Annotated in this window: 25 protein-coding genes and 1 riboswitch; of the genes, 13 read left to right on the plus strand and 12 right to left on the minus strand. The window is 71.3% G+C overall.

What is annotated here, in order from left to right; translation table 11 throughout:
- Positions 1-4 precede the first annotated feature (4 nt).
- The 7 genes from sdhA (at position 5) to FDO69_RS01775 (ending at position 6,126) form a co-directional block, all read left to right on the plus strand.
- Positions 5-1,759 carry a succinate dehydrogenase flavoprotein subunit gene (sdhA, locus tag FDO69_RS01745; RefSeq protein ID WP_104777771.1) on the plus strand — a complete coding sequence of 585 codons (1,755 nt, stop codon included), beginning with the start codon at positions 5-7 and terminating at the stop codon, positions 1,757-1,759.
- A complete protein-coding gene (locus tag FDO69_RS01750; RefSeq protein WP_031107859.1) occupies positions 1,759-2,538 on the plus strand; it encodes a succinate dehydrogenase iron-sulfur subunit in 780 nt (259 codons plus the stop codon). The genes sdhA and FDO69_RS01750 overlap by 1 nt, the downstream gene beginning before the upstream one ends.
- Positions 2,539-2,692: 154 nt before the next feature.
- On the plus strand, positions 2,693-3,313 hold the full coding sequence (locus FDO69_RS01755) for a Uma2 family endonuclease (RefSeq protein WP_104777772.1): 621 nt from the start codon (positions 2,693-2,695) through the stop codon (positions 3,311-3,313).
- Between the two features lie 94 nt (positions 3,314-3,407).
- Positions 3,408-4,181: a hypothetical protein gene (locus FDO69_RS01760; RefSeq protein ID WP_104777773.1), complete on the plus strand. Its 774-nt coding sequence runs from the start codon at positions 3,408-3,410 to the stop codon at positions 4,179-4,181.
- Between the two features lie 155 nt (positions 4,182-4,336).
- Complete coding sequence (locus tag FDO69_RS01765; protein WP_104777774.1) at positions 4,337-4,744, plus strand: hypothetical protein; 408 nt, start codon at positions 4,337-4,339, stop codon at positions 4,742-4,744.
- 129 nt (positions 4,745-4,873) lie between these two features.
- Entirely contained in the window at positions 4,874-5,347 is a 474-nt protein-coding gene (locus FDO69_RS01770) for a thiol-disulfide oxidoreductase DCC family protein (protein ID WP_104777919.1), read from the plus strand.
- Between the two features lie 32 nt (positions 5,348-5,379).
- Positions 5,380-6,126 carry a TetR/AcrR family transcriptional regulator gene (locus FDO69_RS01775; protein WP_104777775.1) on the plus strand — a complete coding sequence of 249 codons (747 nt, stop codon included), beginning with the start codon at positions 5,380-5,382 and terminating at the stop codon, positions 6,124-6,126.
- A 105-nt stretch (positions 6,127-6,231) separates the two neighbouring features.
- Here the strand turns inward: FDO69_RS01775 and FDO69_RS01780 are convergent, their stop codons facing one another.
- The 3 genes from FDO69_RS01780 to FDO69_RS01790 all read right to left on the minus strand — a co-directional run bounded on the left by FDO69_RS01780 (position 6,232) and on the right by FDO69_RS01790 (position 9,665).
- Positions 6,232-7,785 carry an ABC transporter substrate-binding protein gene (locus FDO69_RS01780; protein ID WP_104777776.1) on the minus strand — a complete coding sequence of 518 codons (1,554 nt, stop codon included), beginning with the start codon at positions 7,783-7,785 and terminating at the stop codon, positions 6,232-6,234.
- Positions 7,786-7,960: 175 nt separating this feature from the next.
- Positions 7,961-9,403 (minus strand): metallophosphoesterase, encoded by a 1,443-nt coding sequence (locus FDO69_RS01785; RefSeq protein ID WP_104777777.1) that lies wholly within the window; start codon positions 9,401-9,403, stop codon positions 7,961-7,963.
- A 22-nt stretch (positions 9,404-9,425) separates the two neighbouring features.
- Positions 9,426-9,665 (minus strand): SCO4848 family membrane protein, encoded by a 240-nt coding sequence (locus FDO69_RS01790; RefSeq protein WP_003992504.1) that lies wholly within the window; start codon positions 9,663-9,665, stop codon positions 9,426-9,428.
- Between the two features lie 91 nt (positions 9,666-9,756).
- Here FDO69_RS01790 and FDO69_RS01795 point away from each other — a divergent pair, with 91 nt between their 5' ends.
- Complete coding sequence (locus FDO69_RS01795) at positions 9,757-11,061, plus strand: D-alanyl-D-alanine carboxypeptidase family protein (protein ID WP_324826308.1); 1,305 nt, start codon at positions 9,757-9,759, stop codon at positions 11,059-11,061.
- On the opposite strand, the gene FDO69_RS01800 is transcribed toward FDO69_RS01795, so the two are convergent.
- From FDO69_RS01800 to FDO69_RS01815, 4 genes are read right to left on the minus strand one after another with little or no spacing between them, the layout of a single operon-like run.
- On the minus strand, positions 11,009-11,926 hold the full coding sequence (locus tag FDO69_RS01800) for a YihY/virulence factor BrkB family protein (protein ID WP_104777779.1): 918 nt from the start codon (positions 11,924-11,926) through the stop codon (positions 11,009-11,011). The genes FDO69_RS01795 and FDO69_RS01800 overlap by 53 nt on opposite strands.
- Positions 11,914-12,366, minus strand: coding sequence for a GtrA family protein (locus tag FDO69_RS01805; RefSeq protein WP_104777780.1), 453 nt, complete (start codon positions 12,364-12,366; stop codon positions 11,914-11,916). The genes FDO69_RS01800 and FDO69_RS01805 overlap by 13 nt, the downstream gene beginning before the upstream one ends.
- Positions 12,363-13,307, minus strand: a complete 945-nt coding sequence (locus FDO69_RS01810) for a decaprenyl-phosphate phosphoribosyltransferase (protein ID WP_104777781.1) — start codon at positions 13,305-13,307, stop codon at positions 12,363-12,365. The genes FDO69_RS01805 and FDO69_RS01810 overlap by 4 nt, the downstream gene beginning before the upstream one ends.
- Complete coding sequence (locus FDO69_RS01815; RefSeq protein ID WP_104777782.1) at positions 13,300-13,821, minus strand: phosphatase PAP2 family protein; 522 nt, start codon at positions 13,819-13,821, stop codon at positions 13,300-13,302. Before FDO69_RS01815 ends, FDO69_RS01810 begins: the two co-directional genes overlap by 8 nt.
- Before the next feature lie 133 nt (positions 13,822-13,954).
- On the opposite strand from FDO69_RS01815, the gene FDO69_RS01820 reads away from it, so the two are divergent.
- Together FDO69_RS01820 and FDO69_RS01825 are read left to right on the plus strand one after the other, a co-directional pair.
- Positions 13,955-15,337 carry a decaprenylphosphoryl-beta-D-ribose oxidase gene (locus FDO69_RS01820; RefSeq protein WP_104777783.1) on the plus strand — a complete coding sequence of 461 codons (1,383 nt, stop codon included), beginning with the start codon at positions 13,955-13,957 and terminating at the stop codon, positions 15,335-15,337.
- A 22-nt stretch (positions 15,338-15,359) separates the two neighbouring features.
- The gene (locus FDO69_RS01825) at positions 15,360-16,115 is read left to right on the plus strand and encodes a decaprenylphospho-beta-D-erythro-pentofuranosid-2-ulose 2-reductase (RefSeq protein WP_104777784.1); all 756 of its coding nucleotides are present in this window, start codon (positions 15,360-15,362) and stop codon (positions 16,113-16,115) included.
- Between the two features lie 11 nt (positions 16,116-16,126).
- Here FDO69_RS01825 and FDO69_RS01830 read toward each other — a convergent pair whose 3' ends face one another.
- Positions 16,127-16,705 (minus strand): 2'-5' RNA ligase family protein, encoded by a 579-nt coding sequence (locus tag FDO69_RS01830; RefSeq protein ID WP_104777785.1) that lies wholly within the window; start codon positions 16,703-16,705, stop codon positions 16,127-16,129.
- Between the two features lie 139 nt (positions 16,706-16,844).
- Positions 16,845-17,858: a tryptophan--tRNA ligase gene (gene trpS, locus FDO69_RS01835; RefSeq protein ID WP_104777920.1), complete on the minus strand. Its 1,014-nt coding sequence runs from the start codon at positions 17,856-17,858 to the stop codon at positions 16,845-16,847.
- 267 nt (positions 17,859-18,125) lie between these two features.
- On the opposite strand from trpS, the gene FDO69_RS01840 reads away from it, so the two are divergent.
- Positions 18,126-18,812 carry a hypothetical protein gene (locus FDO69_RS01840; protein WP_420878475.1) on the plus strand — a complete coding sequence of 229 codons (687 nt, stop codon included), beginning with the start codon at positions 18,126-18,128 and terminating at the stop codon, positions 18,810-18,812.
- Between the two features lie 161 nt (positions 18,813-18,973).
- Here the strand turns inward: FDO69_RS01840 and FDO69_RS01845 are convergent, their stop codons facing one another.
- The 3 genes from FDO69_RS01845 to FDO69_RS01855 form a co-directional block, all read right to left on the minus strand.
- Entirely contained in the window at positions 18,974-20,422 is a 1,449-nt protein-coding gene (locus tag FDO69_RS01845) for a glycine hydroxymethyltransferase (protein ID WP_104777786.1), read from the minus strand.
- A 33-nt stretch (positions 20,423-20,455) separates the two neighbouring features.
- A riboswitch (ZMP/ZTP riboswitch) is annotated at positions 20,456-20,542 on the minus strand.
- 152 nt (positions 20,543-20,694) lie between these two features.
- Positions 20,695-21,876 (minus strand): glutathionylspermidine synthase family protein, encoded by a 1,182-nt coding sequence (locus FDO69_RS01850; RefSeq protein WP_104777787.1) that lies wholly within the window; start codon positions 21,874-21,876, stop codon positions 20,695-20,697.
- A gap of 16 nt (positions 21,877-21,892) precedes the next feature.
- The gene (locus tag FDO69_RS01855) at positions 21,893-22,246 is read right to left on the minus strand and encodes a hypothetical protein (protein ID WP_104777788.1); all 354 of its coding nucleotides are present in this window, start codon (positions 22,244-22,246) and stop codon (positions 21,893-21,895) included.
- Between the two features lie 125 nt (positions 22,247-22,371).
- Here FDO69_RS01855 and FDO69_RS01860 point away from each other — a divergent pair, with 125 nt between their 5' ends.
- Entirely contained in the window at positions 22,372-23,217 is an 846-nt protein-coding gene (locus FDO69_RS01860) for a DMT family protein (protein WP_104777789.1), read from the plus strand.
- Between the two features lie 113 nt (positions 23,218-23,330).
- A complete protein-coding gene (locus tag FDO69_RS01865) occupies positions 23,331-23,909 on the plus strand; it encodes an antibiotic biosynthesis monooxygenase (RefSeq protein ID WP_104777790.1) in 579 nt (192 codons plus the stop codon).
- Positions 23,910-23,914: the final 5 nt, after the last annotated feature.

A 23,914-nucleotide genomic window follows, 5' to 3' on the forward strand; every position in this document is an offset into this window, starting at 1 on the left:
AATCATGAAGATCCACAAGTACGACACCGTCATCGTCGGCGCCGGTGGCGCGGGCATGCGCGCGGCCATCGAGTCCACGAAGCGCAGCCGCACCGCCGTGCTGACCAAGCTGTACCCCACCCGCTCCCACACGGGCGCCGCGCAGGGCGGCATGGCCGCCGCGCTCGCCAACGTGGAGGAGGACAACTGGGAGTGGCACACCTTCGACACGGTCAAGGGCGGTGACTACCTGGTCGACCAGGACGCCGCCGAGATCCTGGCGAAGGAGGCCATCGACTCGGTCCTCGACCTGGAGAAGATGGGCCTGCCGTTCAACCGCACCCCGAACGGCACGATCGACCAGCGCCGCTTCGGCGGTCACAGCCGCAACCACGGCGAGGCCCCGGTCCGCCGCTCCTGCTACGCGGCCGACCGCACCGGCCACATGATCCTCCAGACGCTGTACCAGAACTGCGTCAAGGAGGGCGTGGAGTTCTACAACGAGTTCTACGTCCTGGACCAGCTGATCACCGAGGTCGACGGCGTCAAGAAGTCGGCCGGTGTCGTGGCGTACGAGCTGGCGACCGGCGAGATCCACGTCTTCCAGGCGAAGTCCGTGGTCTACGCGTCCGGCGGCTGCGGCAAGTTCTTCAAGGTGACGTCGAACGCGCACACGCTGACCGGTGACGGCCAGGCCGCGGTCTACCGCCGCGGGCTGCCGCTGGAGGACATGGAGTTCTTCCAGTTCCACCCGACCGGCATCTGGCGCATGGGCATCCTGCTGACGGAGGGCGCCCGCGGTGAGGGCGGCATCCTCCGCAACAAGGACGGCGAGCGCTTCATGGAGAAGTACGCGCCGGTCATGAAGGACCTCGCGTCCCGTGACGTCGTCTCCCGCTCCATCTACACGGAGATCCGTGAGGGCCGCGGCTGCGGTCCCGAGGGCGACCACGTCTACCTCGACCTCACGCACCTCCCGCCGGAGCAGCTGGACGCGAAGCTGCCCGACATCACGGAGTTCGCGCGCACCTACCTCGGTATCGAGCCCTACACGGACCCGATCCCGATCCAGCCCACCGCGCACTACGCCATGGGCGGCATCCCGACCAACGTCGAGGGTGAGGTCCTGGCGGACAACACCACGGTCGTCCCGGGCCTGTACGCGGCCGGCGAGGTCGCCTGCGTCTCCGTGCACGGCGCCAACCGCCTCGGCACGAACTCGCTGCTGGACATCAACGTCTTCGGCAAGCGCGCGGGCATCGCCGCCGCCGAGTACGCGCAGAAGGCCGAGTTCGTCGAGCTGCCGGAGAACCCGGCCGAGCTCGTGGTCGAGCAGGTGGAGCGGCTGCGCGACGCCACCGGCACCGAGCGGGTGGCGGAGCTGCGGCGTGAGCTGCAGGAGACCATGGACGCCAACGTCATGGTGTTCCGCACCGAGCAGACGATCAAGACGGCGGTCGAGAAGATCGCGGAGCTGCGCGAGCGCTACCGGAACGTCTCGATCCAGGACAAGGGCAAGCGGTTCAACACGGACCTGCTGGAGGCCATCGAGCTGGGCAACCTGCTCGACCTCGCCGAGGTCATGGCGGTCTCCGCGCTCGCCCGCAAGGAGTCCCGCGGCGGTCACTACCGCGAGGACTACCCGAACCGCGACGACGTCAACTTCATGCGGCACACCATGGCGTACCGCGAGGTCGGCGCCGACGGCTCCGAAACCGTCCGTCTCGACTACAAGCCGGTCGTCCAGACCCGCTACCAGCCGATGGAGCGTAAGTACTGATGGCTACCCCCGTTCTGGACAAGGAAGACGCGGCCGGCAAGCCCGAGCCCGGTTTCGCCGACTCCCCCTACATCACGGTCACCTTCCGCATCCGCCGCTTCAACCCGGAGGTCGCGGCGGAGGCGGTCTGGGAAGACTTCCAGGTGGAGATCGACCCCAAGGAGCGCGTCCTCGACGCCCTCCACAAGATCAAGTGGGACCTGGACGGCACGCTGACGTTCCGCCGCTCCTGCGCGCACGGCATCTGCGGCTCGGACGCCATGCGGATCAACGGCAAGAACCGTCTCGCCTGCAAGACGCTGATCAAGGACATCAACCCCGAGAAGCCGATCACGGTCGAGGCCATCAAGGGCCTCACGGTCCTGAAGGACCTCGTGGTCGACATGGAGCCGTTCTTCCAGGCGTACCGCGACGTCATGCCCTTCCTCATCACGAAGGACACGAACGAGCCGACGCGCGAGCGGTTCCAGACGGCCGAGGACCGCGAGCGCTTCGACGACACGACGAAGTGCATCCTGTGCGCGGCCTGCACCACGTCGTGCCCGGTCTTCTGGAACGACGGCCAGTACTTCGGCCCGGCGGCCATCGTCAACGCGCACCGCTTCATCTTCGACTCGCGCGACGAGGCCGGTGAGCAGCGCCTGGAGATCCTCAACGACCGTGACGGCGTGTGGCGCTGCCGCACGACCTTCAACTGCACGGACGCGTGCCCGCGCGGCATCGAGGTCACGAAGGCGATCGCGGAGGTGAAGCGGGCGCTGATCACGCGCCGCTTCTGAGCGTTCTGCCGCTTGCTCATGAGGGCCCTGTTTCCGCTGGAGACGGGGCCCTCTGGCATATGCCACACCTTCGGGTGAAGGAGTGCGGAACGGACGCTGGGGCGTCGTCCGACCTACGATGATGCTCTCGACACCAGTTCCCAGGAGGCACCTGATGTCCGCAGCTTCCGTCGAGCAGCCCTTCCACGACGAAGAGCCGGTCACCCTCACGACCATCGCCGACGAGATCATGGAGCGCCATCCGGGCTACCGCGTCGAGATCATCGGAGGCCATCTCCTCGTGACCCCGTCCCCTGACGGCGCCCATGCTCGCGCGCTGACCAAGCTCATGCGTCCCTTCATGGCAGCCGACCTGGATGGAGGCGAAACCGAGGTCCTTCAGGGCGTCGGTCTTTGGCTGCCCATGGAGCCGGAGGACTACGCCATCCCCGACCTCGCGGTCGTGGACGCCGACTTCGAGGACCATCACGTCGAGAACAACGCCTACGAACCGGTCTGCTTCCGCCTGGTGCTGGAGGTCACCTCCACACACTGGAAGAACGACCTGAAGACGAAGGTCGCCGCCTACGCCGAGGCGAAGGTCCCCGTCTACGTCGTCGTGGACCGCAAGCACCAGCGGCTCCACGTCCTGACCGACCCGGTGGGAAGCGGCTACGAGAACCACCGCCCCCATGCCCCCGGTGAACTCGTCACGCTCCCGGACTCCATCGGCGCGAAGGTGACCCTCGACGTGGCCGAGATCCTCAGGGCGGGCCGGCCGAAGACGAGCGACTGAGCACACTCGGAATCGGCCAGATCAGGCTCGGTTCCGGCCAGCTGTCGTGCTGCTCCTGTGACCGACGGGGCCGGGTGTCACGAGACTGTCGCTCATGACGCCCCTGAGGAAAGCCGCCGTCGCGCTGCTGGCCACTGCCGCCGCGCTGCTGCCGGTATCCCCCACCGCCTCGGCGAGTCCCTCCCCGGTCCTCGCACGGGAGACCTTCGACCACCTTCCCCTCGGCCCGGTCACCCAAGGCCGCGGGTGGACCGCTGACACGTCCGACGGAACGCTGACGATCGCCCGTTCGTCGTCCGGCCGCGGCCGCGAACTCCGCATCCGCACCCAGGGCAACGGCCACGCCTTCCTGGTCTTCCCCGACCTCAAGCCGCCCGGCAACAGCTTCTGGGGCCGGCTCCGCCTCCGCGTGGACGCCTTCCCGACCGCCCCCGACTGGGCTCACTGGACCCTCGCGGAGGCCTCCGGCACCGGCTCCCCGACGCTCGTCCGGCCGCTCGGCGGCCAGTACGCGCCCACCGACCGGGGGAACTTCTGGGGCGTCGGCTCCGACCTCGGGCCGACCGGGGACTGGACCTCCTGGAAGACCTCGACCCCGGCAAGGGCCGGAGCATGGCAGTGCGTCGAGTTCCACCTGGACGCCACCGACAACCGCGTCACCGTCTCCTTCGACGGCGTGCCCCAGCCCGACCTGACCGTCTCCACCCATCAGCACGGCGGCACGCCGGACCCGTTCGTCTTCCCGACGTTCGACCGGCTCAAGCTGGGCTGGCAGCTGTACCAGGCCGACCCGAGCCCGTCGTCGTACGACGTGCGGATGGACGACATCGCGCTGAGTTCGCGGCGGGTGGGGGGCTGCGGGGCCTGAACCGGTGGCCCCTCAGGGCAGTGGTGCGGCGGTGCCGGCCCCTGCGGCCGAAGGAGGTCGAGGCCCGGCCACACAGCACCCTGTTGAACATGTTCAAAAAGAGGTCTACAGTCTCCCTCAACAGCGTTTTGAACGTGTTCAAGAAGGGTGGGGCTATGGACCGCACGGTCATCGCCTACGTCATCTACCTGCTGGTCAGCATCGGTCTGACCGTCTGGGTGGCCCGCACGCTCAGCCGTAACGGCAGGGTCTTCCTCGCCGACGTGCTGCACGGCAACGAGAAGCTCGCCGACGCCGTCAACCACCTGCTGGTGGTCGGCTTCTATCTCGTCAACCTCGGGTTCATCGCGCTGTACCTGAGCGGCGACGGGACCATCAGCGACGCCCGCGGGATCTTCGAGGCCCTGTCGACCAAGCTCGGCGTGGTGCTGCTGGTGCTCGGTGTGATGCACCTGGCCAACGTCTACGTGCTCAACCGGATCCGGCGCCGGGGTGCCATGGAGCGGGAGCAGGTGCCGCCGGTCCCGCCGCAGGGCTGGGTCGCCCCGCAGCCGCAGGCCTGAGCGGAGGCCCACGTGAGCGCCACCGGCACCAGCACCGGCACCAGCACCGGCACCGGCACCGGCACCGGCACGACCGGAACGAACAGCACCGGCACACACGCGGCCCCTCCCGTCCGCCGGCTCACCGTCCTGTACGACGCCGAGTGCTCCCTGTGCGCGTTCCTGCGCGACTGGCTCCTGCGGCAGCCGAAGCTGGTGCCGCTGGAGCTGGTCCCGGCCGCCTCCGAGGAGGCCCGGCGGCGCTTTCCCGGCCTCGACCACGGCGCCACCCTCGACGAGATCACCGTCGTCGGCGACGCCGGGCAGGTCTACCAGGGCCCGGCCGCCTGGGTGGTCACCCTGTGGGCGCTGCGCGAGCACCGCCCGCTCGCCCACCGGCTGAGCACCCCGTCCGGCGCCCTGCTCGCCAAGGGCGCCGTGCTCGCCGCCGCCAAGTGGCGCGGGGCGCAGTGGCACCGGGGGCAGCGCGGCGGGGCGCAGTGGGGCGGGGCGCAGTGGGGCGGCCGGGTCTACCGGCGGGCGGACGGCTGGTCGTACGACCCGGACAGCGGCTGGAGCTACTCCGCGCCGGGCTGCGCCGACGGCACCTGCGCCCCTCGGTAGCCGCACCGGTGCTGACGTTAGGCTCTCTTCCCGTGTCCGCGAAGAACGACGGCCCCGACGACGGCGCCCTCCCCACCAAGTCCGAGCAGACCCGCGCCCTGATCCTGGAGACGGCCATGCGGCTGTTCCAGGAGCGCGGCTACGACAAGACGACGATGCGGGCCATCGCCAAGGAGGCCGGGGTCTCCGTCGGCAACGCGTACTACTACTTCGCGGGCAAGGAGCATCTGATCCAGGGCTTCTACGACCGGATCGCCGCCGAGCACCAGGTGGCGGTCCGGGAGATCCTGGACCGGGAGCGCGACCTGGAGGCCCGGCTCGCGGGGGTGCTGCGGGCCTGGCTCGACATCGCCGCGCCCTACCACGAGTTCGCGGTGCAGTTCTTCAAGAACGCCGCCGACCCGGACAGCCCGCTCAGCCCCTTCTCCCCCGAGTCGGAGCACGCGCGCGAGGAGGCCATCAGCGTCCACCGGGAGGTGCTCGCCGGGGCCACGAAGACCAAGGTGCCCGAGGAACTGCGGGACATCCTGCCCGAGTTGATGTGGCTGTCCCAGATGGGACTCGTCCTGTACTGGATCTTCGACCGCACCGAGGGGCGCGAGCGCAGCTACCGGCTGGCCGAGCGCGGTGCCCGGCTCACCGCGCGGGGTGTCGCCCTGGCCCGCTTCCGGGTGCTGCGGCCGCTCGTGCGCGAGGTGCACGAACTGTTCACGGAGTTCCTGCCGGGCATGACGAACGCCATCCCCGATCCGGCGGCCCGGCGACGCACCGACCCCTGACCCGCCGTGGCGCGTCGCCAGAGCGGCCTGACCCGCCGTGGCGCGTCGTCAGAAGGCCTGACCTGCGGGGCCGGACGCCAGAGCGACGTGACCCGCGGGCGGCCGTCAGAGTGACGTGAGGCTCCACAGGCGGAACACGCCCGTGCCGTCGGAGAGGTACTGGCCGCCGCCGACGTCCTCGGTGGTGACGACGTACTCCTTGGCCTGCCACAGCGGCAGCACCGGGACGTCCTGGGCGACGGTGTCCTGCACCGAGCGGAAGTCCCGCTCGGCCTCGGTCCGCTCGGCGAAGCGCCGGCTGTCCTTGATGAGCCGGTCGACGGTCTTGCTGCTGTAGCCGGTGTTCATGGCGCTGCCGGTGCCGACGAGCGCGGCGCCGAAGGTGTCCGGGTCGGGGAAGTCGGCGACCCAGCCGACGGCGTACGCGTCGAGCTTGCCGGTCGCCCACTGCTTCTGGAAGGCGGTCCACTCGTAGCCCTTGAGGGTGACCTGGAACAGGCCGCTCGCCTCCAGCTCCTTCTTGATCTCGGCCGCCTCCTGCTCACCGGCGCCGCGCCCCTTGGCGTAGCCGTAGGTGAAGTGCACCGGCAGGCTCACGCCGGCCTTCCTGAGGAGCTGCCGGGCCTTCTCCGGGTCGGGCTTCGGATAGTCGTCGAAGAACGAGGCGGTGTGCCCGGTCAGACCTGCCGGGATCAGGGAGTACAGCGGGTCGACGGTGCCGTCGTAGACGGTGGCGGCCAGCGCCTCGCGGTCGATCAGCCAGGCCATGGCCTGCCGGACCTTCGGGTCGTGCAGCGGCTTGCCCGAGCGGGTGTCGAAGTACAGGTTGCGGGTCTCCGAGCCGTCCGCCTCGTAGACGTGCTGGGCGGGGTCGCTCGGGTTGAGCCCGGCGAGGACGCCGGGCGGCAGCTGGTCGGTCGCGACGTCGACCTGCTTGTCCTTCCAGGCGGTGTCCAGGGCCTGGGGGGACGCGTAGTAGCGCATGTCGACGGGCCGGCCGGTGCCGCTGACGGCACCCCGGTAGTGGGGGTTGGGCGCGAGGACCGCCTCATGGTCCTTCGTGTAGGAGGTCAGGGTGTACGGGCCCGTCCCGTCGGCACCGGCGTCGGTGCGGAGCTTGCCGGCCGGGTACGCGGTGTGGTCGACGATCGAGCCGGCTCCGGTGGCCACCTTGAAGGGGAACGTCGCGTCCGGCGAGGTCAGGTGGAAGGTGACGGTCATGCCTGCGGCGTCCACGGAACCGAGTGTGCCGAGCAGGGACGCCGGGCCGACGGGGGACTTGATCCGCAGGATCCGGTCGAAGGAGTACTTCACGTCCTCGGCGTTCATCGCCCGGCCGCTGGGGAAGGTGAGGCCGTCGCGCAGCCGGCAGCGGTACGTGGTGAGGTCGCCGCGGACGAACGCGCAGCTCTTCGCCGCGTCCGGCACGGGGGCGGTGCCGCCCGGCGCGAAGGTCAGCAGCGACTGGAAGACGTTGCTGAACAGCGCCCAGGAGCCCGCGTCGTAGGCACCGGCGGGGTCGAGCGAGGTGACGCCGTCCGTCGTACCGACCGTGATGGTCTTCCCGTCGCCCTTCGACGGCAGGAACTGCCAGGCGCCCACGCCCGCGGCAGCCAGGACCAGCAGCCCCGCGAGTATCCGCATGCGAACCGATCGCATCGGCTTTGCCCTCCCCAGGCCCGTGAAGGCCCATGTGCGTATGCCACACCCCTTTGCGGCGGGCTCACCCAATCACAGGATTTCGAACAGGAGGAAGGGAGATCTTATGAGTTGGGAAAGAACTTACCGATGCGCCTTTCGGTCCGGTTTCACAGCGTTCTCACAGGGTCGGTGGTCAGGCCTGCTTCGACGCGAGCTCGATGACGGTGATGTCCGACGGTGCGCCCACGCGGGTGGGCGGGCCCCAGGCGCCGGCGCCGCGCGAGACGTAGAGCTGGGTGTCGCCGTAGCGGTCCAGGCCCGCGAGGGTGGGGTTGGCGCCGGCGGCGATGAGGCTACCGGGCCACAGCTGGCCGCCGTGGGTGTGGCCGGAGAGCTGGAGGTCGACGCCGTGCTCGACGGCGTCGTGGATCTGGACGGGCTGGTGGGCGAGCAGCACGCACGCGCGGGCGGTGTCGCGGTCGCCGAGCGCCTTCGCGAAGTCGGGGCCCTGGCCCTCGTCCTCGCCCGCGACGTCGTTGACTCCGGCCAGGTCGAAGTACGGCATCTCCCTGCGGGCGTTCTCCAGGGGGTCGATGCCCAGGCGGCGGACCTCCTCGACCCACTGCTCGGCGCCGGAGAAGTATTCGTGGTTGCCGGTGACGAAGTAGGAGCCGTGACGGGCCCTCAGCTGGGCGAGCGGGGCGGCCGCGGGGCCGAGGTCCTTCACGCTGCCGTCGACCAGGTCGCCGACGACCGCGATCAGGTCGGGCTGCGTCCCGTTGATCGTGTCGACGACCTTCTGCGCGAAGCCGCGTCCGAGGACCGGGCCGAGGTGCACGTCACTGACCACGGCGATCCGGTACCCGTGCGCGGCGCGCGGCAGCTTGGCCAGGGGCACGGTGACCCGCTTGACCTTCGGCCCGCGCAGCACACCGTACGTCCCGTAGCCCACGGTCCCGACGGCGGCGGCCGCGGCGGCACCGGCGACGACCCGGGAGACGAAGAGGCGGCGGGAGGGGCCGGCGGGAGCGGCGGGTGCGGGGGCGGGGTCCGCGGTGGTGAGCCGCTGGGGCACGCCGTCGGTGCCGGGTGCGCCGTCGGTCCCGGGTACGCCGTCGGTCCCGGGTACGCCGTCGGTGCTGGGTGCGCCCTCGGTGCCGGGGGCCTGGTCGGTCCGCGAGGGAGGGGGCGTCGCGGGGGTGCCGGGCCGGGAGGCGGCCGCGGGTGCCGTCACGGGCTCGGGTGCCGGCGTCGCGGCGGCGGGTGCGCCGGTGTCGGTACTCCTCCCGTGCAGGCCCTGGTCCGTCCGTCTCGCCCTGTGGTCGAGGAAGCGGCGCAGGAGCGGGCGGACGATCTCCCCGGCCACCACTGCCAGCAGCAGGTATATCGACAGGGCCAGCCACAGGAAGCCCGGCCAGGCCAGCACCTGCTGGAGCCGGAAGGGGGCGCCGGAGCGTTCGGCGACCAGGGCGGTGACCGCGAGGACCCAGCCGCCCGCGATGAGGACCGCGCCCGCCCGGCGGACGAGACCCGGGCCGCTGGTCGTGTCGCGGAACAGGCGGCGCCACACGTACCAGTTGGCCGTCACGACGACGGCCAGGACCAGACTTGCGACGAGTACGAAAACGATGACCACGGTGCCGTGTCTCCCGATCGCCCTATGACGTCCGGCGCAGTGCGCGCAGACCACGCAACCCGATGGCCCCGATGACCGTCCCCAATACGAAGGAAACGACGGCGAGCAGCAGGTGCACCCAGAAGTAGGCCGTGGGACGACCGTCGTCGAAGGCGAGCCCGCTGCCGTCCTTGACCAGGTTCTTGACGAAAGTGATCCAGATGACCCAGCTCCACACCCCGAAGGCGAGCAGGAACCAGGACACGGGGCGGCTGAGCTTCATGCACCCAGTATCGCCAGGCCGTGTCCGGTTCCGTTCGCGGGGTGGGACCGCAGACGGGACTTCCCCCCGTACGGCATGTACGTTTCCGACCGTGCCCGCTCAGAACAAGACCACCAGGCGATCCCTGCTGGTCACCTCCGCCGTCCTGTCATCCCTCGCCCTGGCCGCACCCGCCGCCGTCGCCGCACCGAAGCCCTCGGACAGCCCGTCGGCGAGCGCGAGCCCCTCGGCCACTCCCCCGGCCTCGATGTCGAGCGTGGGCGGCGCCCGGCTCGGCAGGCCGGGCACGCAGGCGAGCCTGGCGGGCGGCGTGCCGGCACTGCCGAAGGACGTGAGCGCGCGCTCCTGGATCGTCGCCGACGCCGAGTCCGGAGAGGTGCTGGCCGCCCACAACGCGCACTGGCGTCTCGCCCCGGCGAGCACGCTGAAGATGCTGTTCGCGGACACGCTGCTGCCGAAGTTCCCGAGGGACGCCAAGCACAAAGTCGTGCCCTCCGACATGGCCGGCATCGGAGCGGGCTCCAGCATGGTCGGGATAAAGGAGGAGGAGACGTACTCGGTCCACGACCTGTGGCTGGGCGTCTTCCTGCGCTCCGGCAACGACGCGGTGCACGTGCTGTCCGCCATGAACGGGGGCGTCGAGAACACCGTCAAGGACATGAACGAGCACGCCGAGGAGCTCCAGGCCCTCGACACGCACGTCGTCAGCCCGGACGGCTACGACGCCGAGGGGCAGGTCTCCTCCGCGTACGACCTGACGTTGTTCGCCCGCTCGGGGCTGCAGAAGAAGGACTTCCGGGAGTACTGCTCGACGGTCAGCGCCAAGTTCCCGGGGCAGACGAAGAAGGGCAAGAAGGGCAAGCCGGTCCGCGAGTCCTTCGAGATCCAGAACACCAACCGGCTGCTCGCCGGCGACTCCGACGTGCCGGTCTACCAGGGCATCGCGGGCGTCAAGAACGGCAACACCACCAACGCGGGCGCCACCTTCACCGGCGTCGCCGAGCGCGGCGGCAAGGTGCTGCTGGTGACGGTGATGAACCCGGAGAAGCCCGAGCACAACGAGGTCTACAAGGAGACGGCCCGGCTGTTCGACTGGGGCTTCAAGGCGGCCGGGAAGGTGCAGCCGGTGGGCGAACTGGTGCCGCCCAAGGGCGCCGAGGAGGCCAAGCCCGGCGCGAACCCCTCGGGAGAGGCGGGCGGTTCCGGTGACGGCGGCGGCACGGCGGGGACCGGTTCGAAGCCGGTGGCCAGTGCCCCGGCCGCGGACGGCTCCAGCGGCATAGGGACCGCGCTCGGCATCACGGGCGGGGTGCTGGTTCTGCTCGCGGGCGGCGCGTTCCTCGTCAACCGCCGGTGGCCCCTGCCGGATCTGGTGCGCCGCCGCACGCGTCCCTGATCTCGGCGACCTCGTCCTCCTTGCTCTGCGTCGCCGTCCAGGCGGCGCAGAACAGCACCAGTTTCGAGGTGAAGTTGATCCACAGCAGCAACGCGACGGGCACCCCGAACGCGCCGTACATGCTCTTCGCCGCCACGCCCTGCAGATAGCCGCTGAGCAGCAGCTTCAGCAGTTCAAAACCGATCGCGCCGGTCAGCGCCGCCACGAACAGGCGGTGGCGGGTCGGCTCGACGCCGGGCAGCAGGGTGAGGACGTAGAGCAGGAGCAGGAAGTTCGCGAGGACGGCGATCAGGAACGCGGCGATGTGCAGCAGGACCCCGCCCCAGCCGCCCTCGTCGATGCCGGCTTCCTTGATGATCCAGCCGATCATGGCGGAGGCGACGGCGGAGGCGGCGATGGTGACGAGGAGGGCGCCGCCGAGGCCGATCAGGACGCCCGCGTCCTTGCCGTAGCGCAGGACGGGGTTCTCCTCCTCGTCGGACAGCTCCCACACCGCCCGCAGGCACTCGCGCATCGAGCCGGCCCAGCTGACACCGGTGAAGAACAGCAGGGCGCCCGCGATGAGCCCGATGGTGCCGGCGTTGTCGACCAGGCCGGCGATGTCGAGCTGGTCGGAGATGCCGGGGACCTGTTCGGCGAGCTTGTCCTGAAGCCTGTGCTCCTGCTCCGTGCTGAGCGTGGCGGCGGCGATGGTGGCGGACACCGTCAGCAGCGGGAACAGCGCGACGAAACTGGTGAAGGTCATCGCGGCGGCCAGCCGCGTCCACTTCACGCGGTCGAGCCGCTCGTACGACCGCCACGCGTGGGTGATCATCAGCCGCTCTGCCCGCGGCCCGACCACCGGGATTCTTTTCAGCCAGTCCATGATCCGACTCTGCCCTCCGCCCGGAACACCCATGTACGGGTACCCCAGAACCGCAGGACTGTGGCCAGCGCCATACCGATGACCGCGCCGGAGACGGTGTCCGCGCGCTGCGAGGTGAGGCCGAGACCGTAGTGGCTGACGGCCAGGCAGAGCAGTTGTACGGCGGCTCCGGCGAGGTTCACCGCGAAGAACACGGCGTACGCCCGCAGGCCGGCTGCGCGTGCGGTGCGGTAGGTGCCGAGGGCGTTGCCCGCGTAGGCGACCGTGCAGGCGGCCAGGAACGACAGGGACTTGGCGGTGATCGGGTCGAGTCCGGCGGGTCCGCGCAGGGCGGTGAACAGGGCGAGGTCGACGGCGTAGGCGAGGAGACCGACGCCGGCGAAGCCGAGCAGTTCCCGGCGGTCCGGGAGCGGAGTGCTCCGCCGGGTGCGCGTGCTCACCAGTTGGCCACGGCAAGGCCGTACATCGCCACCCAGGCGATCCCGATGAGTGCGAGGGCACGGTCGCCCAGGACGACGTCCTCGGGTTCGCCGGCCGTGCCGCGGTCGGCGAAGACGGCGTAGCGGAGGATCGCCAGGATGAAGGCGACCATGGACAGTTGGCGCCAGGGCAGCACGCTGGTGTGCGGGACGCCGCCCTCCTCCATGGCCCACAGGCAGTAGCCGAGGACGGCGACGCCGGCCGCGAGCTGCCAGACGAAGCGGAGGTAGCCGGTGGTGTACTCGGTGAGCAACGCGCGGGTGGCGCCCGCCTTTCCGGCCATCTGGACGGCTTCCGAGTAGCGCTTGGCCGACACCATGAACAGCGCGCCGAAACCGGTGGTGATCAGGAACCAGCGCGAGAGCGGGATGCCGAGGGCGAGTCCGCCGACCATGGCCCGCATCAGGAACCCGGTGGTGATGACGGCGAGGTCGACGACCAGGACGTGCTTGAGGCTGATGCAGTAGGCCAGTTGCATGGCGAGGTAGGCGGCCAGCAGGGTGGCGACGGCCGGGCCGCACGACCAGGCCGCGGCGGCGGGCGCGAGGACGCCCAGGCAGCCGCCGACGGCGTAGGCGAGGGGTACCGGGACCTGCCCGGCGGCGACCGGGCGGTGTTGTTTGGTGGGGTGGGCGCGGTCGGCGTCGGCGTCGCGGGCGTCGTTGACGAGGTAGACGGCGGCGGCGCAGGCGGTGAAGAGGCAGAAGACCAGGGCGAGTCGAAGCAGCGCGTGCCGGGAGAAGAGCTCGCCGGCGGCGGCCGGGGCGGCGGCGACGAGGACGTTCTTGACCCACTGCTTGGGGCGCGCGGTCCTGAGAAGACCGGCCAGGAGACCACCCTTGTGGGGTGATGCGGGCCGCTCGTCGTGGGTGCGCTGCCGCAGGACGGCCGTCTCAGTCACGGTGGGCGCCCTCCCGCATCCAGCGGGCGCCGAGCCGGGCCGTGAGGGCGCCGAGGGCCGCGCCGGCGGCGACGTCCGTGGGGAAGTGGACACCGGCCACCAGCCGTGAGACGCAGACCAGGCCGGCGAGCGGCGGGACCGCGTGGGCGCCCAGGGCGCCGAAGGCGACGGCCGCGGCCGCCGCGGAGGCGGCGTGCGAGCTGGGGAAGGAGTGCCGGCCGACGGTGTGCACCAGGGGCTCGACGTGCGCGGGGCGCGGTCTGCGCACGACCCGTTTCACCCCCATGCTGACCAGGTGCGCCCCGGCGGTGAGGGCCGTGCCGCGCAGCCAGGCGCCGCGTCGCCCGCCGTCGACGGCGGCTCCGGCGAGCCCCGCCGCCAGCCACAGCGCCGCGTGCTCCCCCGCCCAGGACAGGGCACGAGCGGCGCCGGCGACGCGTGGGTCGGTGCCGCACTCCCTGAGCGCCGAAACGATCCGGTGGTCCATGTCGTGCAGGTCGTCGAGGTCGTCCATGTGGACTCACTGTTCACGCCCTTCAGGCCTGAACTCCGGCAATATTGGGCGACATCCCATTAATCACCCATTTCGGGGAGGGATGCCATGTTCGCTAACTATTCGCTCACAGTAGGGCGATACGGTCACGGACATGTCTGCCGACACCGATTCCGACCCGGACGTCATGGGCCTGGACCACACCACCGTCACGGGCTGGGGCCGCACTGCCCCCACTGCCGCATGGGTGGTCCGCCCCCGGACATACGAGGAGGCCGCGGCGGCCGTCCGGGACTGCGGGGCGCGCGGCGGGATCCCCCGGGGCCTGGGACGGGCGTACGGGGACGCGGCGCAGAACGCGGGCGGGTCCGTGCTCGACATGACGGCCCTGGACCGGGTGCACGCGATCGACGCCGACGGCGGCACCGTGCTGTGCGACGCGGGCGTCTCCCTGCACCGGCTGATGGAGGTGCTGCTGCCGCTCGGCTGGTTCGTGCCGGTCACCCCCGGCACCCGCTACGTCACCGTCGGCGGGGCGATCGGCGCCGACATCCACGGCAAGAACCACCACGTCTCCGGCTCCTTCGCGCGGCACGTGCTCGCCCTCGAACTGCTCACCGCCGACGGTGAGATCCGCACGGTGATCCCCGGCACGCCGCTGTTCGACGCGACGGCCGGCGGCATGGGCCTGACCGGCGTGATCCTCACCGCGACGATCCGGCTCCAGCCCGTCCAGACGTCGCTGATGTCCGTCGACACCGAGCGGGCGACGGACCTGGACGACCTGATGGCCCGGCTGGCGGCCACCGACCACCGTTACCGCTACTCGGTCGCCTGGATCGACCTGCTGGCCCGGGGCGCCGCCACCGGCCGCGCGGTCCTCACCCGCGGCGACCACGCCCCGCTGGACGCGCTCCCCGCACGCCTGCGCCGCGACCCGCTCGCCTTCCGCACCCCCCGCCTCCCGGCCGCCCCCGCGATCCTCCCCGAGGGCCTGCTCAGCCGGACGACGGTGGGTCTGTTCAACGAGCTCTGGTACCGCAAGGCCCCCCGCGCGCGGACCGGCCGACTCCAGCGGATCTCCGGCTTCTTCCATCCCCTGGACGGCGTGCCCCACTGGAACCGCGTCTACGGCCGCGGCGGCTTCGTGCAGTACCAGTTCGTCGTCGGCCACGGCCGGGAGGACGCGCTGCGCCGCATCGTGCGCCGCATCTCCGAACGCCGCTGCCCGTCCTTCCTGGCCGTCCTCAAGCGCTTCGGGGAGTCCGACCCGGGGTGGCTGTCCTTCCCCGTGCCGGGCTGGACGCTGGCGCTGGACATCCCGGCGGGCCTGCCCGGCCTCGGCTCGTTCCTCGACGAGCTGGACGAGGAGGTCGCCGCCGCGGGCGGTCGCGTCTACCTCGCCAAGGACGCCCGGCTGCGCCCGGAACTGCTCGCTGCCATGTACCCGCGCCTCGACGACTTCCGCGAGCTGCGCGCCCGACTGGACCCGCGCGGGGTGTTCGTGTCCGACCTGGCCCGCCGCCTCAGTCTCTGAGCAACCCCTAGGAGCTGCTGTCATGAAGGACGCCTTCGGCCTCCCCCAGTCCCTGCTCGTCCTCGGCGGCACGTCGGAGATCGCGCTGGCCACCGCCCGCCGCCTGATCGCCCGCCGTACCCGCACGGTCTGGCTGGCCGGCCGCCCCTCCCCCGCCCTGGAGGAGGCCGCCGGGCAGCTGCGCGGGCTCGGGGCCGACGTGCACACCGTCGCCTTCGACGCCCTCGACCCGGCCTCCCACGAGGCCGTGCTCGGCAAGGTCTTCGCCGAGGGCGACGTCGACATGGTGCTGCTCGCCTTCGGGCTGCTCGGTGACCAGGCCCGCGACGAGCGGGAGCCCGAGGCGGCGGTGCGGGTCGCGCAGACCAACTACACCGGCGCGGTCTCGGCGGGTCTGGTGTGCGCCCGCTCGCTCCAGTCCCAGGGGCACGGCTCGCTGGTCGTGATGTCGTCCGTCGCGGGCGAGCGGGCCCGCCGCGCGAACTTCATCTACGGCTCCAGCAAGGCCGGCCTCGACGCCTTCGCGCAGGGCCTGGGCGACGCGCTGCACGGCACGGGCGTGCACGTCATGGTCGTACGCCCCGGCTTCGTGCGGACGCGGATGACCGCCGGGCTGCCGGAGGCGCCGCTCGCGACCACCCCCGAGGCGGTCGCGACGGCCGTGGAGCTGGGGCTGCGGCGCCGCTCGGAGACGGTGTGGGTGCCGGGGACGCTGCGCGTGGTGATGGCGGCGCTGCGACACCTGCCGCGCGGGGTGTTCCGGCGACTGCCGGTCTGACCCGCGGCGGCTCAGCGGGTGGGGACCGAGCCGCGCTCCACCCGCCCGGCCTGCGGGGGGACCACCGAGCCGCCGAAGGGGAAGTCGCGGAGCTTGCGCCAGACGCCGTCGGCGCCCTGCTCGTAGAGGGCGAAGCCGGTGCAGGGCCACTCGGCCTCGTAGCCGGAGAGCTCCTCGAAGGCGCGGTCCATGGCCGCCTCGTCGATGCCGTGCGCCACGGTGACGTGCGGGTGGTACGGGAACTGCAGTTCGCGGGGGGCCGGACCGGCGGGGTCGCGGACCTGCTCCTGGAGCAGCGTGCAGGCCTCCGCGCCCGCGACGACCCGGACGAACACCACCGGCGACACGGGCCGGAAGGTGCCGGTACCGGACAGCCGCATGGGGAACGCGCGGCCGGCCGCGGCGACCTCGGCCAGATGCGCCTCGACGGCCGGCAGGGCGCTCTCGTCGACCTCTGTCGGCGGCAGCAGGGTGACATGCGTGGGGATGCCGTGAGCAGAGGCGTCGCCGAAGCCCGCGCGCAGCTGCTGGAGCTCGCTGCCGTGAGGCTCCGGGACCGCGATCGAGACACCGATCGTTACGGTCCCCACGTCGTCTCCTGTCGTGTCAGTGTGGCCGCTGATACGACCACCCGGTTATCGACTGTACGGCCACGACCGGGTTACGGGCAGGCGCAACCGGAGTGATGTACAGCGCTGTTCGGTGGTACGGGTGTGTGCCGGGGCCGGTTCAGTGCTTGGCGGGCAGGAAGCCGACCCTGTCGTAGGCCTGGGCGAGGGTCTCCGCGGCGACCGCGCGGGCCTTCTCGGCGCCCTTGGCGAGGATCGCGTCGAGCGTCTCCGGGTCGTCCAGGTACTGCTGGGTGCGCTCCCGGAACGGCGTCACGAAGTCGACCATGACCTCGGCGAGGTCCGTCTTGAGCGCGCCGTACATCTTGCCGGTGTACTTCTCCTCCAGCTCGGCGATGCTCTCGCCGGTGAGGGTCGAGTAGATCGTCAGGAGGTTGCTGACGCCCGGCTTGTTCTCGGCGTCGTAGCGGATCACCGTCTCGGTGTCGGTGACGGCGCTCTTGACCTTCTTGGCCGTGGCCTTCGGCTCGTCGAGGAGGTTGATGAGGCCCTTCGGCGTGGACGCCGACTTGCTCATCTTGATCGACGGGTCCTGGAGGTCGTAGATCTTCGCCGTCTCCTTGAGGATGTACGGCTTCGGGAGGGTGAAGGTCTCGCCGAAGCGGCCGTTGAAGCGCGTGGCGAGGTCACGGGTGAGCTCGATGTGCTGGCGCTGGTCCTCGCCGACCGGGACCTCGTGGGCCTGGTAGAGCAGGATGTCCGCGACCTGGAGGATCGGGTACGTGAACAGGCCGACCGAGGCGCGCTCGGCGCCCTGCTTGGCGGACTTGTCCTTGAACTGGGTCATCCGGCCGGCCTCGCCGAAGCCGGTGAGGCAGTTCATGATCCAGGCGAGCTGGGCGTGCTCGGGGACGTGGCTCTGCACGAAGAGCGTGCAGCGGTCCGGGTCGAGGCCCGCCGCGAGGAGCTGGGCCGCGGCCAGGCGCGTGTTCGCGCGCAGGTCCTTCGGGTCCTGCGGGATGGTGATCGCGTGCAGGTCGACGACCATGTAGAACGCGTCGTGGGTCTCCTGCAGGGCCACCCACTGGCGGACGGCGCCGAGGTAGTTGCCGAGGTGGAACGAGCCGGCGGTGGGCTGGATCCCGGAGAGCACGCGAGGTCGGTCAGAGGCCATGCCCACCATTCTCTCAGGTCCCGGGGGCCGATCCGGAACCGGCCGGATACAGACGGGCTCCCGATCGGCCCCGGCGGTGTAACAAGGGTGAGGCACGGGACGGGCTGCCCCCGGGCGGGCTCGGACGGGCCGTTGTGGGCGTTGTGGCGTTGTGGCGTTGTGGAGCGGGGCCGATGCGGAGGGGGACCGATGCGGGCACGAGGCGGGGTGGAAAGACGCAGGGGCCGGGCGGGTTCGGCTGCGTTGCGGGGACGGGTGGTGTGGTGGGTGCCGGTGGTGTCCGTGGCGGCCGTTCTGGCCGGGGGTGCGACGGTCTCGACCGCCGCCGCCCTCCCGGCGCGGGGGCGGGACGTTCCCGACGTGGCGATGGTCGTCGCGGGCGGGACGGGGCGGACTGCGGCGGTGCGCTCGGGGCAGCGCGACTTCGCCCGGCTGTGGCAGCTGCTGCAGCCCATGCACACGGAGACGGAGCGGGTGCCGGACGACTGGGCGGAGGGGGACTTCCCGCAGGTGCGGCTCACTGTGCTCTGGGGGCTGTCCGGGGTCGGCGGCTGGCCGAGCACGAACCGGCCGCCGGGCCGGGACGTGGCCGTCGAGCGGCAGGACCAGCTGCTGGTGGCCGAGGACGGCACGCCCTGGGTGCGCTCGGATCCCAGCCCCACCGTGGAGGACGACGACATCCGCTGGCACCGGGCGCCGCGGTCCGTCTTCGAGCGGTTCGAGCTGGCCCGGCTGCTCGGTGACGCGGAGGGCGGATCCGTCGCGAGCCCGGCCGCCGCCGCGGACCTGGACGGTCCGGTGCGGGGTGACGTCCGGTGGGCGGCGGTGGCGGGGGCGCTGGGGCTGGCGGCCGGTGTGGGCGGCACGCTGCTGCTACGCCGCGCGGCGGCCCGGCGGGAAGCCGGACCGCCGCGGGAGGAACCGCGTCAGGTGCTGATCGACCTGGACGAGTGACGGGCCGTGCACCTCGGCCCAGGCCCTGGACGGATGACAGGCCGTGCACCTCGGCCCAGACCCTGGACGGATGACAAGCCGTGCACCTCGTCCCAGGCCCTGGACGGGTGACAGGCCGTGCACCTCGGCCCTGACCCTGGACGGGTGACGGGCCGAGGGCGTCAGCCCAGGTCGATCTCCGGGTAGAGCGGGAAGCCGGCCACGAGGTCGGTGGCGCGCTGGGAGATCTCGTCCGCGACCTTCGCGTCGAGGACGTGGGACGCCTTGGAGGGGGCTCCCGACTTGGTCGTGCCCGGCTCCGCGGTGGTGAGGACACGGTCGATGAGGCCGGCGACCTCGTCCATCTCGGCGGTGCCCAGGCCGCGGGTGGTCAGGGCGGGGGTGCCGATGCGGATGCCGGAGGTGTACCAGGCGCCGTTCGGGTCGGCGGGGATGGCGTTGCGGTTGGTGACGATGCCCGAGTCGAGCAGCGCGGCCTCGGCCTGACGGCCGGTGAGGCCATAGGAGGAGGCGACGTCGATCAGGTTCAGGTGGTTGTCCGTGCCGCCCGTCACCAGCGTCGCGCCACGGCGCATCAGGCCCTCGGCCAGCGCGCGGGAGTTGTCGACGATGCGCTGGGCGTAGTCGCGGAAGGACTCCTGGCGGGCCTCCGCGAGGGCGACGGCCTTGGCCGCCATGACGTGCGGGAGCGGGCCGCCGAGGACCATCGGGCAACCGCGGTCGACCTGGTCCTTCAGCGAGTCGTCGCACAGCACCATGCCGCCGCGGGGTCCGCGCAGCGACTTGTGGGTGGTCGTCGTCACGATCTGGGCGTGCGGGACCGGGTCGAAGTCGCCGGTGAGGACCTTGCCCGCGACCAGGCCGGCGAAGTGCGCCATGTCGACCATGAGCGTCGCGCCGACCTCGTCGGCGATCTCCCGCATGATCCGGAAGTTCACCAGACGGGGGTACGCGGAGTAGCCGGCGACGATGATCAGCGGCTTGAACTCGCGGGCGGAGGCGCGCAGCGCCTCGTAGTCGATGAGGCCCGTCGCAGGGTCCGTGCCGTAGGAGCGCTGGTCGAACATCTTGCCGGAGATGTTCGGGCGGAAGCCGTGGGTGAGGTGACCGCCGGCGTCCAGGGACATGCCGAGCATGCGCTGGTTGCCGAAGGCCTGGCGCAGCTCGGCCCAGTCGGCTTCGGTCAGGTCGTTGATCTGGCGGACGCCGGTCTTCTCCAGGAAGGGCACCTCGACGCGGGCGCCGAGGACGGCCCAGAAGGCGACGAGGTTGGCGTCGATGCCGGAGTGCGGCTGGACGTAGGCGTGGCGGGCGCCGAACAGCTCCTTGGCGTGCTCGGCGGCGAGGGACTCGACGGTGTCGACGTTGCGGCAGCCGGCGTAGAAGCGGCGGCCGATGGTGCCCTCGGCGTACTTGTCGCTGAACCAGTTGCCCATGGTCAGGAGCGTGGCCGGGGAGGCGTAGTTCTCGGAGGCGATCAGCTTGAGCATCTCGCGCTGGTCGGCGACCTCCTGGCCGATGGCGTCCGCTACGCGGGGTTCGACGGCGCGGATGACGTCGAGGGCGGCGCGGTAGGCGGTGGAAGCGGTGGAGAGGGGCTCGGCTGACATGTGTGGACCTCCGGACGTGGCGTTCAGCGTTCACGGTACGGCCCAGGCGCACGGCTCTGACTGCTCGGGCCGCTCCCCGATGGTTGGTCCCATCCCAGCGCGCCAGTCACGGCCCGGGGTCAGCCTACCGGGTGGGGTGGGCGGGGGGCGTCTGCCGGGTGGCTCTTCGGTGCCGGGTGCGGGTCGTTCGTGGCTGATCGCGCCCACGCGGCGGTAGCCGCACATCGATTACAGCCCCGCGCCCCTGGAGGGCGAGATCCCCCCACCCCGTTTCAAAGGATCACGTGGGGCAGGAACCTCGCGTACTCGTCCGTGATCAGGCCCGACGATTCCCGGATGCCCAGGCCCGCCGACTCGTTCTCCACCACCCAGGCACCCAGGACCACCCGGTTGCCGTCGAAGTCGGGCAGGGGGGCCAGCTGCTGGTAGCAGCAGGGCTCGTCGCGGAGGGTGGGGGCGGAGCCGGGCTCGTGGATCGTGACGCCCGCGCCCTCTCGGCCGAGGAGGGGCTTGGCCACCCAGCCCGTGGTGGACAGATCGCGAGGGCCGTCCAGGTACGCGGGGAGGAGGTTCGGGTGGTCCGGGTACAGCTCCCAGAGGATCGCGAGCAGCGCCTTGTTGCTGAGGAGCATCTTCCAGGCCGGTTCTATCCACAGGGTGGAGCCCGTGCCGCCGCCGTTGTCGAGGGTGTCCAGGACGTGGTCCGCGAAGCGGTCGGTGGTGAGCCACTCCCACGGGTAGAGCTTGAAGACGCTGCGGATGAAACGGAGGCGGTTGTCGACGAAGCGGCCGGAGAGGCGGTCCCAGCCGATCTCCTCCATGGCGATCCAGTCGGTGGCCAGGCCCGCCTGCTCGGCCGTCTCCTTGAGGTAGGCGACCGTCATCATGTCCTCGCCGAGTTCGTCGGCGGAGGAATACGCGAAGTACAGGGGGCTGCCGGGCGGGAGGAGGGCGGCCTGCTTCTTCCACGCGTCGATGAGGCGTTCGTGGAGGGAGTTCCACTGGTCGGCGCCGGGGAAGCGGTCCTCCATCCAGAACCACTGGGGGGACGCGGCCTCGACCAGTGAGGTGGGGGTGTCGGCGTTGTACTCCAGGAGCTTGGCCGGGCCGGTGCCGTCGTAGCGGAGGTCGAAACGGCCGTAGAGCGAGGGGAGTTCGGCTCGGCGCTGCCAGGCCTCGGCGACCGTGCGGGCCACCCGGGGGTCGGTGATGCCGAGGTCGGCGAAGCGGTCCTCGGTGACGATGTGGTCGGCCGCCGCCAGGCACATGCGGTGGAGGTCCTCGACGACCTCCTCCAGTGCCTCGATCTCCTCCAGTGGGAAGACGTAGTACGCGCTCTCGTCCCAGTAGGGGCGCAGGGAGTCGTCGGGGTAGCGGGTCAGGGGGTAGATCAGGCCCTGTTCCTCGACGGTCTGCTGCCAGCCGGGGCGGGGTTCGACGGTTCTGCGTTCCATCTGCCGTGTCCGCCCGTCAGCCGCCGCCGCTGCCGGAGCCCGAGCAGCCGAAGCCGCCCCGGTCGACGGCCTCGCTGCGGCTGAAGGTGCCGTGGTCGGCGTAGCCGCTGCTGACGTCGGCGTCGTAGTACCAGTCGGCGTCGGTACTGTTGGTCTTGCCGGTCTTCTTGCGGCCCTTGCCCGAGGAGGACGTGCCGGACGAGCAGTTCTTGTCGGCGACGATCTTGTAGCCGTTGATGTAGTCGTAGCTGTCGCGGTCCACGCAGCGGCGGTCCGGGTCGGAGCCGCAGGCGGACAGGGCCGCCGCGAGGACGCCCATGCCGCCCAGCACCACCGTGCTCGAGCGCAGCCGTCGCCGTGTTTCAGCCATGTGCGTGTCTCCCCGCGTCTCCCCGTAGTGCACTGACAGACGGTCAGCCTAGAGATCGGTGAGGACGGGCGCGCATGGCCCCCCGTTCGCGACCGCTCGCCTACTGTCGGTTTGTGATTTTTGGAATGGTGTGCGCCCTTGGTGCGGCGGTCTGCTTCGGTACGGCGACGGTGTTGCAGGCGATCGCCGCGCGGTCGGCGGCGGCGACCGGGCCGGGCGGGGACGTGGCGCTGCTGTGGCGGGCGCTGCGGCAGTGGCGGTATCTCGCCGGCCTCGCGCTGGACGGGCTCGGCTTCGTGCTGCAGATCCTGGCGCTGCGGTCGGTGCCGATCTACGCCGTGGGGGCGGCGCTGGCCGCGAGCCTCGCGGTGACGGCCGTGGTCGCGGCGCGGCTGCTCAGGGTGCGGCTGAGCCGTGTCGAGTGGGCGGCGGTGGCGGTGGTGTGCGCCGGGCTCGCGCTGCTGGGGCTGGCGTCGGGGGCGGAGGGTGATGAGTCCGGACCGGGCTGGCTGCCGTGGGCGATGCTCGGGGCGGCGGCCGGGGTGCTGCTGCTCGGGGCGTTCGGCGGGCGGCTGCCGGAGCGGGGGCGGGCGCTGACGCTCGGGCTGGGGGCGGGGCTGGGGTTCGGGGTGGTGGAGGTGTCGGTGCGGCTCATCGACGGTTTCTCGGCCGGTGAGCTTTTCCCCGACCCGGCGACGTACGCGCTGCTGCTCGGCGGCGGGGCGGCCTTCCTGCTGCTCACCACGGCCCTGCAACGCGGGTCGGTGACCACGGCGACGGCCGGACTGGTGCTCGGGGAGACCGTCGCGCCCTCGCTGATCGGTGTGGTGTGGCTCGGGGACCGGACGCGGCCGGGGCTGGGGTGGCTGGCGATCCTCGGTTTCGCGGTGGCGGTGGCGGGGGCGCTGGCGTTGTCGCGGTTCGGGGAGGCGCCGGTGGAGGCGGAGGAGAGCGTCGTCGCGCCGCGGTAGGGGCGGCTATCCGGCTGCCGAAAGTCCGCACGTTCGGGGGCGATCTTGCGAACGGCCGGAAAATTGTTTGTTGAATCTTGAACGCGGGGTGAGCGCTTTCCGTACGGGACGGCGTGACCAGTAATCCCGTCACGGTCACCGTGGCCTATCGCGTGACGCCGGGCCGTGCGGCCGACTTCCACTCCTGGGGGTGGGCCTTGCTGGGCGCGACGGCGCGGCAGCCGGGATTTCTGGGGGGTGGGGTACTTGTCGACGGAGGGGCGGAGTGGCATGTCGTCTATCGCTTCGCCAGCGAGGGTGCGGCCCTGGCCTGGGAGAATTCAGACTCTCGGGAGCGGTGGGACGCCCGGCTGGAGGGGGTCGCCCGGGAGGCGGAGCGCCGGAGGGTGCCGGGCGCCCGGGCCTGGTTCGACGCGCAGACGCTGACACCCGCGCCGCCTGCTCCACCGTCGAAATGGAAACTGTGGTTCGTGAATATGAGCGCGGTTTTCCCGCCGGTGCTCCTGTTCAATCTGACCATTCTCCCCTATCTCGGTGACCTCAATGCACTGTTTCGCACACTGTTGCTGTGTCTGTGTGTGACGGCCCTTGTCACCTGGATTCTCATGCCTCGGCTCCAGCGTTTCTTCAGGAAATGGCTGTACCCGTCGCTCCAGGCACTGCGCGGCCGGCACAAACGCCGGGCCACATAGGCCCG

It is taken from the genome of Streptomyces tibetensis (assembly GCF_007655005.1).
In the GTDB taxonomy this organism is placed as follows: domain Bacteria; phylum Actinomycetota; class Actinomycetes; order Streptomycetales; family Streptomycetaceae; genus Streptomyces; species Streptomyces tibetensis.